Below are 12,824 nucleotides of genomic sequence, written 5' to 3' on the forward strand. Positions count from 1 at the left end.
CACCGTGAATGACGTGATCTTAAGAAAAATGCCAGTTATAACTTGGTCAAAACACAAAATTGAGGCAGCGTTGAGCAATGGGTCGTCTGATCAAGTTCCTGATATATCTGGTTTGCCTGTGTTTCATCGGGCTGGTGGGCTATGCCTATCTGGGTCCGATCTTTGGCGCGGACTTTTCTGCCCCACAGCAAGAGATACGAGAGCCGGTAATCCTGAATGTCGAATAAGGCCGCAGTTGCTGCGCTGTTTCTTGCTACTTCGGTACAGGCGCAGCAGGAACCTCTTTCCGTTATTGAGTGGTTAAGCGAGCCGCCCGAAAACCTGCCCGGTACAGTTTTGCTTGAGCCGCCTGTTACCCAGACAGGTCTTGGGCCAGAAGTTGAGGTCACGCGGCTAGAGACGCTGTCGCAACCCTTGGGCCTTGTATCGTCGAACGTAACCGGTCTGCCTATCGGCCTTTGGCAGAACAGCGATACGGACCGTCTGGCGGAATTGATTGCCCGAGTCCCGGTCAAGTACAACCCGGCCATGCAGCGCCTTCTGTTTACCTTGCTGTTGTCCGAGGCGCGCGCGCCGTCCGGGCCTGAGGCCGAAGAAACGCTTTTGCTGGCACGATTGGACAGGCTGATGCAGCTTGGGGCGGCTGATCCGGCTCAGTCTCTGGTACAGCTTGCAGGCCCGACAGACAGCCGCGAGCGGTTCAAACGCTGGTTCGACGCCACCCTGCTGACCGGTGACGAAGACCGAAGCTGCACCGCATTGATTGCCCAGCCTCACTTGTCACAGGACTACGCCGCGCAGATTTTCTGTAAAGCGCGCCGGGGGGATTGGCCCTCTGCCGCGCTCACCCTGGAAGCTGCGCACGCGCTAGAAGTCCTGCCGCCCGAGGATCTTGATGTCCTTGATCGGTTTCTCAGCCCTGAACTGTTTGAAGACGCCGAATACCTGCCGCAGCCGGAAAACCCTGACCCGCTGAATTTTCGCCTGTTCGAGGCCATTGGCGAGCGTTTGCCCTCGACCCCGCTGCCTCGGGTCTTTGCAAACGCTGACCTGCGCGATGTGGCGGGCTGGAAAGCCCAGATCGAAGCGGCCGAGCGTCTGACACGTGTGGGTGCTCTGACACCGAACCAGTTGCTGGGCCTTTATACAGAACGGTCCCCGGCTGCCTCGGGTGCCGTTTGGGACAGGGTTACAGCCGTTCAACGATTTGAAACCGCGCTGAACTCGGGCGACCCGAGTGCCATTGCAACAGCATTGCCCATCGTGTGGGACCAAATGCGCAGCGTCGGGCTTGAGGTGCCTTTTGCCGAATTGTTCGCAGGGCAGTTGTCGCAGGTGACATTGGATGACCCAGCGGTCGAGCAACTGCGGTGGCGGGTATTGCTGTTGTCAGACCTATACGAAACTGCGGCCCTGTCCGCCCCCGATCAGTCAGAGGAAAGTCAGTTTCTGGCAGCGCTGGCGCAAGGTGACCCCGGCCGTGCCCCGTCCCCCTCTCCGTTAGCGGATGCGGTGGCTGAAGGGTTTGCTTGGGCTGCGCCAGTGCCTTCGGATATCAACGCCCTGCTGTCTAATGACCAGTTGGGCGAAGCGATCCTTGAGACGATGGAGCTTTTTGCACACGGCTCACGCGGGAACCTTGTCGATCTGACAGCGGCCATTGCAACGTTGCGCCGTGTCGGGCTTGAGGACACCGCGCGCCGCGCTGCGTTGAACCTGCTGATCCTGCAGGGCACCTGATCATGACCGCCCCCGCCACTCAGGAGCTTTGGATTTCCACGTTTCTGCAAGCACAAGCGGCCGAGTTGGGTGCAGCCACGAATACGCTGCTGGCATATGGCAGGGACCTAAAGGACTTTTCCGATTGGCTGGATCGACGAAAAACCGGCTTTGCAGATGTAAGTCGCGACCAGATCGAGAGCTACTTGATCGACTGTGACGCGCAGGGGCTTTCCCAGTCCACCCGTGCGCGCAGGCTTTCAGCGATCAAGCAGATTTACCGATTTGCGTTCGAGGAAGGCTGGTGTGAGGCCAACCCAGCAATCCAGATCAAAGGTCCGGGGCGCCAGAAACGCCTGCCAAAGACTTTGGATGTGCCCGAGGTCGACCGGCTGCTGCAAGCAGCGCGTGAAACCGGGCGGACCAAGGCAGATCGTGTGCGCAACACGTGCTTGATGGAGCTGTTATACGCCACCGGGATGCGCGTGACCGAGCTGGTTTCTCTGCCGGTTTCCTCAACGCGAGGAGATCCGCGTATGTTGCTGGTGCTGGGAAAAGGCGGCAAGGAACGGATGGTTCCGCTGTCTCCGCCAGCGCGCGAGGCGCTTGCTGTGTGGTTGGGTATTCGGGACGAAGTCGAAGACCGGCAAGTCGCGGATGGTGGTCAGCGCTCTAAGTTCCTGTTTCCCTCACGCGGCAAGTCTGGGCACCTGACGCGGCATATGTTCTTCCAATTGGTCAAAGACCTTGCCGTTCAGGGTGGAGTCTCGCCCGAAAAAGTCACGCCGCACACATTGCGCCATGCCTTTGCGACGCATTTGCTGGCCAATGGCGCAGATTTGCGCTCAATCCAGACCTTGCTTGGCCACGCAGATGTTGCGACGACGGAAATCTATACTCATGTGCTGGACGAACGGCTGGCCGAACTGGTGTTAGAGCATCACCCGCTTGCCAAAGACCCCGGCGACAAGGGCTAACCCCTTGATCCGCAGGGGCCGCGCCCCCATAACCATTGCAGCAACACGAACAACCAAGGACCGATGGAACCCTCTTCTTCTCTGATCGACGGCGCATTCTGGTTTACGACCGGCGCCATTCTGCTTTTGCTCGTCCTATCGGGCTTTTTCTCGGGTTCCGAAACGGCATTGACCGCCTCATCGCGCGGCAAGCTGCGGGCGCAGGCCGACAAGGGGTCACGCGGAGCGCAAAAAGCGCTGGATATCACCGATGACAACGAACGTCTGATCGGCTCGGTCCTGCTGGGCAATAATTTGGTGAACATCCTTGCGGCGTCTTTGGCCACCGCGTTGTTTACCCGTCTCTTTGGCGAAAGCGGCGTCGCCTTGGCGACGCTGGTCATGACCCTTCTGGTTCTGATCTTTGCCGAAGTTCTGCCCAAGACCTACGCCATCACCAACGCGGAAAAAGCGGCCTCTGCCGTGGCCCCGTTGATCAGCGTTGTCGTGACCGTGTTTTCGCCGGTGGTTGCAGCGGTGCGTTTGCTGGTGCGCGGAGTTCTGCGCCTGTTTGGGGTGCAGATCGACCCCGACAGCAACATTCTTGCAGTACGAGAGGAAATTGCTGGCGCGCTACAGTTGGGCCATTCCGAAGGCGTTGTCGAAAAAGAAGACCGCGACCGCATTTTGGGCGCGTTGGACCTTGGTGATCGGACGGTGGAAGAAATCATGTTGCACCGCTCGAATATCGAGATGATCGACGCGGACGACGCGCCCGAGGCCATCCTGCAGCAATGCCTGAAAAGCCCACATACCCGCCTGCCCGTTTTCCGGGATGAGCCCGAAAACATCGTGGGCGTCGTACATGCCAAGGACTTGTTCCGCGCCATGTATGCGCATGCCGGCAGCAGCGAAGGTGATCCAAACCGCCTGAAAGCGTTCGATATCTCAAAGGTCGCCAACGACCCCTATTTCGTTCCCGAAACAACGACTCTGGACGACCAGATGCGGGAATTCCTGCGCATGCACAGCCATTTTGCGCTGGTCGTGGATGAATATGGCTCACTACGTGGTCTGATCACGCTGGAAGATATCCTTGAAGAAATCGTGGGTGAAATCGCCGACGAATTCGATCTTGATGAGGATGTCCCAGTTACACGAACCGAGGACGGTCAGTTTTTGGTCGAGGGCGCGATGACAATCCGCGACGTGAACCGCGCGATGGAATGGTCCCTGCCCGACGAAGAAGCCAATACCGTCGCAGGTCTGGTCATACACGAGGCGCAGATGATCCCGGTCACGGGTCAGGTTTTCTCGTTCCACGGCTTCCGCTTTGAAGTCACCGCGCGCGAGGGGAACCGGATCACCGAGTTGAAGATCCGCCCTCTCTGACACGCGACCTGCGACACACCATGTCGGGAACGGAACAGTAAACCCCAGCCTGCGCTTGCAGGCTCGGGCCGAAACCGGATGGAGGCAGCAACGTGAAAACGACAACACAAGTGGCAGTCATTGGGGGTGGTGTTGTCGGATGCTCGGTCCTGTATCACCTGACCAAGCTGGGATGGTCGGATGTCATGTTGCTCGAGCGGTCCGAGCTGACCAGCGGGTCCACGTGGCATGCGGCAGGCGGTTTTCACACGCTCAACGGCGACACTAATATGGCCGCCCTGCAAGGCTATACGATCCGACTGTACAAGGAACTGGAAGAGATCACCGGCATGTCCTGCGGCCTGCACCATGTGGGCGGCGTGACGTTGGCCGACAATCAGGACCGGTTCGACATGCTGCTGGCCGAGCGTGCCAAGCATCGTTTCATGGGTCTTGAGACCGAGATCGTCGGCCCGGAGGAGATCAGGAAAATTGCCCCGATCACCAACACGGATGGGATAATCGGCGCGCTCTATGACCCGCTGGACGGCCACTTGGACCCGTCCGGTACAACACATGCCTATGCCAAGGCTGCCCGCATGGGCGGGGCGACGATCGAAACCCATTGCATGGTGCACGAAACGCTTCAACGGCGGGACGGTACTTGGGACGTGGTCACTGAAAAAGGCACCATTCATGCCGAGCATGTGGTCAACGCCGGTGGTCTTTGGGCGCGCGAAGTCGGCGCCATGGCAGGCGTATATTTCCCGCTGCACCCGATGGAGCATCAGTACCTGGTAACCGACTCGATCCCTCAGATCGAAGCCATCATTGATGCGGGCGGCGAGCATCCGCATGTGATGGACCCCGCCGGGGAAAGCTATCTGAGGCAGGAAGGCCGCGGCCTGTGCATCGGGTTTTATGAACAACCCTGCAAACCTTGGGCCGTGGACGGAACGCCATGGGAATTCGGGCACGAGCTGTTGCCCGACGACTATGACAAGATCACCGACAGTATCGAATTCGCCTATCGCCGCTTTCCTGTTCTGGCCGAGGCCGGAGTGAAATCGGTGATCCACGGGCCGTTCACCTTTGCGCCGGACGGGAACCCTCTGGTCGGGCCTGTGCCGGGGCTGCGCAACTACTGGTCGGCCTGCGGCGTGATGGCCGGGTTCAGTCAGGGCGGCGGCGTTGGCCTGACGCTGGCCCAGTGGATGATCGAAGGCGAACCCGAACGCGATGTCTTTGCCATGGACGTGGCCCGGTTCGGCGACTGGATCAGCCCCGGCTACACTCGCCCCAAGGTAATCGAGAACTACCAGAAACGCTTTAGCGTCGCCTACCCGAACGAAGAGCTACCCGCCGCGCGCCCGAACCGAACCACGCCGATGTACGACATCTTCAGCGATCTTGGCGCGGTCTGGGGTCAGCAATACGGGCTGGAGGTGCCGAACTATTTCGCCCAGGGTGATGAACCGGGATATGAAACGCCTTCCTTCCGACGCTCGGATGCGTTTTCAGCGACGGGTCGCGAGGTCAACGCTGTCCGCAATGGCGTAGGTATCAACGAGGTGCACAACTTCGGAAAATACCGCATCACCGGCACCGGCGCTCGGGCGTGGCTGGACAAAGTCATGGCGGGTCGAATTCCACAACCTGGACGATTATCGCTGAGTCCCATGCTGTCGCCCAAGGGCAAACTGATTGGTGACTTTACCATTTCATGCCTTGGCGAGACTGAGTTCCAGCTCACCGCCTCCTACGGCAGCCAAGCCTTCCACATGAGGTGGTTCCTGCAAAACAAAACCGACGGCGTGAACATCGAAAATGTCAGTGACCGTCTGAACGGGTTTCAGATCGCGGGCCCCAAGGCTGCTGAGGTGTTGACGGCTTGCACGCGCGACGACATCGCGACCCTTGGTTTTTTGGATGTCCGACGCATGACAATCGGCATGACCGACTGCATCGTTCAACGGGTCAGCTATACCGGAGACTTGGGGTTTGAAATCTATTGCGATCCGATGGCGCAAAGACAACTCTGGTGGACTTTATGGCAGGCCGGGCTGCCTCACGGCATGGTGCCTTTTGGAATGCGCGCCATGATGAGCCTGCGGCTGGACAAGTTCTTTGGGTCCTGGATGCGTGAATTCTCACCAGATTATACGGCTGCCGAGACGGGGCTGCATCGCTTTATTTCCTTCTCAAAGAATGTTGATTTCATCGGTCGCGCGGCTGCCGAGCTGGAACGCAGCGAAGGTCCAACCCGTAAACTGGTCGCGTTTGAAGTTGACGCTGACGACGCGGATGTAAACGCATATGAACCAATCTGGCTGGAAGGCAAAGTCGTCGGCTTTTGCACCTCGGGCGGGTACTCTCATTTCGCGAAGAAATCCGTGGCACTGGGCTTTCTACCCGTCTCCAGAGCGGAAGCAGGGTTGGAAGTTGAGATCGAAATCCTCGGCCAGCTTCGCAAGGCTCGGGTGATCTCGCAACCGCTGTTCGACGCAGACAGTTCGCGCATGCGGGGATGACTTGGGGCCAATCCACCGGCATTGTAGCGCCATGATTCCGTTACCCATTATCCTTCTGGCCGCAGGGCAATCCAGTCGCATGGAAGGCAAGGACAAATTGTTGCAGGACGTCGACGGGATACCGTTGTTGCGGCGTTCGGCTCGGATCGCGATGAAGGCCGGGCCTGTTATCGTCGCGCTGCCGCCCAAACCGCATGCCAGATACGACGCGCTGGACGGGCTGGACCTGCAAAGGATCGAAATTGTAGACACGGCCGAAGGAATGAACGCCAGCTTGCGCGGCGCGTTGGCTCATGTCCCGACCGAGGCCAACGGCGTGATGATCCTATTGGCCGATTTGCCGGACATTACATCGGATGACCTAAGCACCGTTATCAACGCTGTCCGTCGCCATCCCGGTCACCTGATTTGGCGTGGAGCGACCGATCAGGGCAAACCCGGCCACCCCGTTATTTTTGACAGGCAGCTTTTTAATGAACTAGGCCGCCTGAAAGGTGACGAAGGCGCGCAATCCGTTGTGCGTGCCCATGCCGACAAAGTTCACATGGAAGCTTTGCCGAAACAGAACGCGCTTCTCGATCTGGACACGCCTCAAGACTGGGATGCGTGGCGGCAAAAACGGGACACCTGAAACGAACGCGGCCCGGTCTTTTCAGACCGGGCCGGTGCCCAAAACAGGACTACCACTTTTCATCAATCCTGAAAGCGCGGCCATTTGTGCAATGAAGCACGCTGGCTATTCCGCCGCCGAACCTAAACAAGACCCCCTCGTTAACATGCCGCTCAGCGCTTCCAGTGACTGTGACAAGCCATCGGCACCCCCTAGTGCCTTTGGCTCCCCTCGCTTGGGCAAATTCATCGTCACCGATCCGTCCGACCCAAACAACGCAAAACTAGGGCATACGGTTAATTTTCGACGTATCAGAATGGTTTTTACGCAACATGCCACAACGCGAAAAACAATCCTAGATAGAGCGCCGTGCGAGTGTTTTTTGAGTATTTTAGGCTATTTGATCATGCTTATACGCTGTTTCATTTATTTGCCGCAGGGTTGTTCGCGGGATTGAGAGAATTGCTGCCACGCGATCCACAACCCAAAAGAGAGAGAAAACCAACTGCCCCAAATGGCCGTTCTTTTGTTAACAAAACTGTTTCAATCCGGCCCTTTTCGCAATTTGGCATTTGGATCGGCAACAATTTGCCGATTCGCATCGTTGATTCGGCGATTCAAAACACATCGCTCTGTCCGACCGGCACATTGGAAGAACGCTTTGTGGCTAAATTAAGTTTTCTTAACTTTTCTCACAGGAAAGACAAAGACTGATGCTGCATCTGCTGTTTTAACGCGCGGCCGCAATCGCGTGAGACAAACAGGAGACAAAAATGAGCATCCGTAAATCCTCTCTTCTTATCCCGCGCACGACCAGTTGGGTCGGCGTCAGCGCGCTGAGCGCTGCGTTGCTGGCAAGCACCGCCATTCCCTCACAGGCGGACGAAGCGCTGGCTGATCTAGTCGAGAGCGTGTCACCGTCAGTCGTGACCATCATAGCGGAACAAGACGCGCGTCCGATGCCAGCGCAAGGGCAGGACTTTGACTTTGAAAGCCATCCGTTCGGTGAATTCTTCAAACGCTTCGGCACCCCCGAAGGCTTTAACGCCCCGCAGCGTGGCCCGGCACAGGGGCTGGGATCAGGGTTCGTCCTGGATGAGGCCGGCTATATCGTCACGAACCACCACGTTGTCGACAATGCCTCCAGCGTGACCGTTCGTCTGAACGATGACCGCACCTATGATGCAGAAGTTATCGGCACCGACCCGCTGACCGATATCGCCGTTCTGAAAATCGATACAGGAGACGTTCTGCAGGCCGTTGAACTGGGCGATAGCGACGTAATCAGAGTTGGCGAAGATGTCGTAGCCATCGGCAACCCATTCGGCCTTAGCTCGACCGTGACAACCGGGATTGTATCGGCCAAGGGCCGCAACATTTCGCAAGGACCGTATGCTGAATTCATCCAGACCGATGCGGCAATCAACAAGGGCAATTCTGGCGGCCCTCTGTTCAACATGCAGGGCGAGGTTGTTGGCGTGAATTCGGCGATCTACTCTCCCAGCGGCGGCTCGGTTGGTCTGGGCTTTGCCGTTACCTCGAACATCGTAGAGCACATCGCGGCCGACCTGCGTGATGACGGTCAGGTCAGCCGTGGTTGGCTGGGTGTTTCGATCCAGAATGTCAGCCCGGAAATTGCGGCAGCAATGGGTATTGACGCTTCGACTGGCGCGCTGATTTCGGATGTCGTCGATGGCAGCCCTGCGCAAGGCGTTCTGGAACAGGGCGACATCATCCTGACCTTCAACGATGAGCCCGTCGATTCAAGCAGCGACCTGCCCCTGTTGGTCGGCACCACCAAAGTGGGCACCGACAGCACTCTGACAGTTCTGCGCGACGGGAAGGAACAGCAGGTTGAGCTGACCATTGGACAGCACGAAAGCGCCTCGGCCGAGATTGATAAGTCCGTAGACGAAACTGTATCGGGTACCGCCCTGGGCGCTACCGTTGCGCCGCTCACCGACACGACCCGTGCCGAGATGGGAGTTGGTAAAAACGTTAACGGCGTGGTCGTGACCGATCTTGCGCCCGAAAGCCCGGCGGCCAAGGCAGGTCTCCAGCGTGGCGACGTGATCGTGAAGCTCGGCGGGCAGGAAACCATCACGCCGGACGCGCTGAAGGCCGCGCTGGACAGCGAAAAGACCGATCCCGCGCTGGTTCTGATCAATCGGGGCGGCAACCAGATCTTCGTTGCGGTGGAAATCGCCTGATCTGACACCCGCGCGCGCCACGTGATGGGGAGAATCTGGCGTGCGCCTCCCCGGTGGATTGAATTGTCCGCTATCCGCCGGGACTGCCGGGTGCGCAACGACGCACCCGGCACGTTCTTTCCCTAAAACCAGTGCTTTACCCGAAATTTTGTGTATAAATACCAGTAGAAAGGAATCCGGATCATGAGCCGTCGCCTGCTGATCGTTGAAGACGATGAAGACACCCGCGAGTTCATCGCCAAAGGGTTTGGCGAAGAAGGCTATGTGGTCGAACAGGCCGCGGATGGCCGTGAAGGTCTGTATCATGCCACCGACGGCGGCTTTGACGCCATTGTGCTGGACCGGATGCTGCCGGGGCTGGACGGGTTGTCCCTGATCCGTTCCCTTCGGGCTGCGGGCCTGAAGACCCCCGTCCTGATGCTCACAGCAATGAGCGCGGTCGATGAGCGGGTCAAGGGGCTGCGCTCGGGCGCTGATGACTACCTTGTAAAACCGTTTTCTTTCCAAGAGTTACACGCACGTATTGAAGCCTTGTTGCGGCGCCCTCAGGAATCCGAAGAAAACGCGACCTTGACCTGCCGCGACCTTGAGATGGACCTGCTGACCCGCAAAGTCACACGCGACGGACACGAAGTTTCGTTGACCCCTCGTGAGTTCCAGATCCTTGAGTATTTTCTGCGCAGAAAGAACCGCGTGGTATCGCGCACGATGCTGCTCGAAGGTGTTTGGGATTACCATTTCGACCCGAATACGAACGTGGTTGACGTCCATATCTCAAAATTGCGGCGTCAACTGGATGAAGGTGGCGGACCGCCTTTGATTGAAACCGTCCGGGGTGCCGGCTACATGATCTCTGATGGATAACCTTCAACTCTCCTTCAATAATTCCCGAACGAGATTGGTTTTCGCCAGCATGGTCCTCAGCACTTTGCTGACCGCGACGGTGCTGGCTTTGGTCTATGTCACGGCGAACCGCAGTATCGAAGGTGAAACACGATCGGTCGTATCGGCCGAACTAACCGGGTTGGCCGACGAATACGAAAGGCGCGGCCTTATCGGTTTGTTGACGGCCATCGAACGACGCCTGCCCTCTGCGTCCGAGCGGGACGCGCTGTACCTATTAACCGATCGCTTCGGCGCGAAACTTGCAGGCAACCTCAAACAATGGCCTGCTGACGTCACCGCCGGCAGCGGATGGGTCGATCTGGAGCTTCGCCGAGCCGACAATGACGAATTGGTTCCCATTTCCGCCGCCTCCATCCGCTTACCGGGTGGCGAACGTCTGCTGGTCGGTCGGGACGCCCTAGCGCGGCAACAATTTGACCGGGTTCTCTTGCGTTCGGTGGGCATCGCGTTGGCGATTGCCCTTGCGCTTAGTGTTTTGACAGGCTGGTTGTTCACAAGGCTCGTGTTTTCTCGCCTGTCGGACATAGCCAGCACTGCCGAGAATATTGTGTCCGGCGACTTGTCCCGACGAATGCCCTTGCGCGGAACAGGTGATGAGTTTGATCAGGTGGCCCGAACGCTCAACACCATGTTGGACCGGATCGAGGAACTGATCAGCAACCTGCGCACAACTTCAAATTCGATCGCGCATGACCTCAGATCCCCTCTGTCGCGTCTGCGCCAGAGAGTGGAGACCCTGTCAGACCCAAGCAAAACGGATCTGGATCGAGAGATTGATGTGGCACGGGCCACAGCGGAAATTGATCATGTTCTCAGGGTGTTGGGCCAGCTTACTGACATCTCACGTGCCGAGGCCGGAGTGGGGCGCGAACAATTTGAAACCGTTGATCTGCAACAACTGGTTGGTGATGTTGTTGAACTGTATGAACCCGTGGCCTCGGATCAAGGTGTTCAGATCACTGTCAACGGAGAGGCAAAGCCGATACAGGGTCACCGCCCCTTGTTGTCGCAAGCGTTGTCAAACCTGTTGGAAAATGCCTTGCGCTATGCGCCCGAAGACACGTCCATAGACATCACGATTTCCGAGGATGGTCCGTTTGCCTGTATGAGTGTCCGCGATCACGGCCCCGGCGTTCCAGACGAAGACCTGCCCCGCCTTCAAGTACCCTTTGTCACGCTTGATCCTGCGCGAACCGAACGAAACGCGGGGCTTGGACTGGCGCTGGTTGCTGCGATCTCACATATGCATGGTGGCGCTTTCATGGCCAGAAACTGCAATCCCGGCCTGCAAGCGACCATCAAGCTGGGACGCCACTAGTCGCCATTGTCCTGTTCTTGTACCGGTGGTCCGACGTCACATCCGCGCCGAACCAATCCGGGGGTGTAAAGGCAAGCGCCTCGGCCTCGGTCGAAAACTCGACCTCGACCAGTTGCAGCGGGGCAAGATCCCCCTGAAACACGTCCAGCTCAAACACACGTCCGTCGGAAAGCACGCCGGTAAAACGCTCTTTCTCGACCCGGCGTCCTTCGGTTTCAGGCCAGAAGGTTTCAAACTGCTCTGCCGAAATTTCCGCCTCACGCTCGACCCGAACCATTGCGCCACCGCCCTTGAGGGTCAGGTAATACCGATCGTTCTTTTGCCTCAGACGCAACTCGGCCGAGTCGTCGGGCGATGTCAGATAGCCCTGCCGAACGACGGCTTTGTCCGCGCGACTTAGATCCGGCAGGTCAGCCACAAGGAACTTGCGTTCGATTTCGGTACTCATTTGTCTGAAACCACTCCGTTTTCCAACTCATCATAGAGCGCGATATACGCGGCACTGGCCGCGCTCTGACCGGCAAAGATGCTGACGGGCGCCCTGTTCTGCCCCATCCGTTCGATATCAGCCGCAAACGGGACCGACGCCTGCAGGAACCGCTTTCGATACAGTTTTCGCATCACTATCATCGTTTCCACATGCAATGTCTTTCGGCGTTGCACCATCGAGAAAAAGGAGCGCAGCTTTTTCTTTGGCAGACCTTTCTGATCAAAGAAACTCACCAGTTGGTCGAAGGTCCGTTCGGACAGTGTCGTCGGAATAACAGGTACGACGATCTGGTCTGCGGCCTTGAATATGTTCTCGGACAGAGTCGAAAAATTCGGCGGGCAGTCCAAAATGATCACGTCATAGTCGCTGCCTGCCGCGACCAGAGCTTTCTTCAACCGCGATCTCTTATTGCGCATGCGAGACAGAAACACATCAAAGTCGCGAAAGGTCATGTTCGCCGGTAAAACATCCAGCCCCTCAAAATCACTTGCCCGGATGGATTTAACAAAGCGCTCTACATCCTCGAAGAAACGAGAATCCGTCAACTTTTTCGAGGGTTTAATCCGCAGGTAGAACCCTGACGCCCCCTGAGGATCCAGATCACACAGAAGAACAGTTTTCCCAGCCATCGCGTAGGCATAGGCCAGATTGACCGCAGTCGCTGTTTTGCCAACGCCGCCCTTGTTGCTGTAACAGGCTATGATCTTCAATCC

At 57.7% G+C, this 12,824-nt stretch carries 12 protein-coding genes; 10 read left to right on the top strand and 2 right to left on the bottom strand.

All coding sequences use genetic code 11. From position 1 onward, the window contains the following. The first annotated feature begins 77 nt into the window (after positions 1-77). The 10 genes from ACR0B7_RS04925 to ACR0B7_RS04970 all read left to right on the top strand — a co-directional run bounded on the left by ACR0B7_RS04925 (position 78) and on the right by ACR0B7_RS04970 (position 11,621). Positions 78-227 (top strand): hypothetical protein, encoded by a 150-nt coding sequence (locus tag ACR0B7_RS04925; protein WP_170383987.1) that lies wholly within the window; start codon positions 78-80, stop codon positions 225-227. Next, positions 217-1,740, top strand: coding sequence for a hypothetical protein (locus ACR0B7_RS04930; RefSeq protein ID WP_170482294.1), 1,524 nt, complete (start codon positions 217-219; stop codon positions 1,738-1,740). The genes ACR0B7_RS04925 and ACR0B7_RS04930 overlap by 11 nt, the downstream gene beginning before the upstream one ends. Before the next feature lie 2 nt (positions 1,741-1,742). After that, positions 1,743-2,696, top strand: coding sequence for a site-specific tyrosine recombinase XerD (locus ACR0B7_RS04935; protein WP_170482297.1), 954 nt, complete (start codon positions 1,743-1,745; stop codon positions 2,694-2,696). A gap of 63 nt (positions 2,697-2,759) precedes the next feature. After that, positions 2,760-4,067, top strand: a complete 1,308-nt coding sequence (locus ACR0B7_RS04940; protein WP_170482300.1) for an HlyC/CorC family transporter — start codon at positions 2,760-2,762, stop codon at positions 4,065-4,067. 92 nt (positions 4,068-4,159) lie between these two features. Then, the gene (locus ACR0B7_RS04945; RefSeq protein ID WP_170576514.1) at positions 4,160-6,577 is read left to right on the top strand and encodes a GcvT family protein; all 2,418 of its coding nucleotides are present in this window, start codon (positions 4,160-4,162) and stop codon (positions 6,575-6,577) included. Between the two features lie 31 nt (positions 6,578-6,608). Next, positions 6,609-7,208 (top strand): nucleotidyltransferase family protein, encoded by a 600-nt coding sequence (locus ACR0B7_RS04950; RefSeq protein ID WP_170482306.1) that lies wholly within the window; start codon positions 6,609-6,611, stop codon positions 7,206-7,208. A 348-nt stretch (positions 7,209-7,556) separates the two neighbouring features. After that, positions 7,557-7,901: a hypothetical protein gene (locus ACR0B7_RS04955; protein WP_170569003.1), complete on the top strand. Its 345-nt coding sequence runs from the start codon at positions 7,557-7,559 to the stop codon at positions 7,899-7,901. Between the two features lie 59 nt (positions 7,902-7,960). After that, positions 7,961-9,397 (top strand): Do family serine endopeptidase, encoded by a 1,437-nt coding sequence (locus ACR0B7_RS04960; protein WP_170482312.1) that lies wholly within the window; start codon positions 7,961-7,963, stop codon positions 9,395-9,397. A gap of 183 nt (positions 9,398-9,580) precedes the next feature. Further along, complete coding sequence (locus tag ACR0B7_RS04965) at positions 9,581-10,261, top strand: response regulator transcription factor (protein ID WP_170383970.1); 681 nt, start codon at positions 9,581-9,583, stop codon at positions 10,259-10,261. Between the two features lie 49 nt (positions 10,262-10,310). Beyond that, positions 10,311-11,621 (top strand): ATP-binding protein, encoded by a 1,311-nt coding sequence (locus ACR0B7_RS04970; protein ID WP_480681023.1) that lies wholly within the window; start codon positions 10,311-10,313, stop codon positions 11,619-11,621. Here the strand turns inward: ACR0B7_RS04970 and ACR0B7_RS04975 are convergent. After that, positions 11,602-12,069: a CYTH domain-containing protein gene (locus ACR0B7_RS04975; protein ID WP_170482318.1), complete on the bottom strand. Its 468-nt coding sequence runs from the start codon at positions 12,067-12,069 to the stop codon at positions 11,602-11,604. The genes ACR0B7_RS04970 and ACR0B7_RS04975 overlap by 20 nt on opposite strands. Continuing rightward, positions 12,066-12,821: an AAA family ATPase gene (locus ACR0B7_RS04980; protein WP_170482321.1), complete on the bottom strand. Its 756-nt coding sequence runs from the start codon at positions 12,819-12,821 to the stop codon at positions 12,066-12,068. Before ACR0B7_RS04980 ends, ACR0B7_RS04975 begins: the two co-directional genes overlap by 4 nt. Positions 12,822-12,824: the final 3 nt, after the last annotated feature.

The sequence above is a fragment of the Ruegeria sp. BB6 genome (assembly GCF_056539385.1).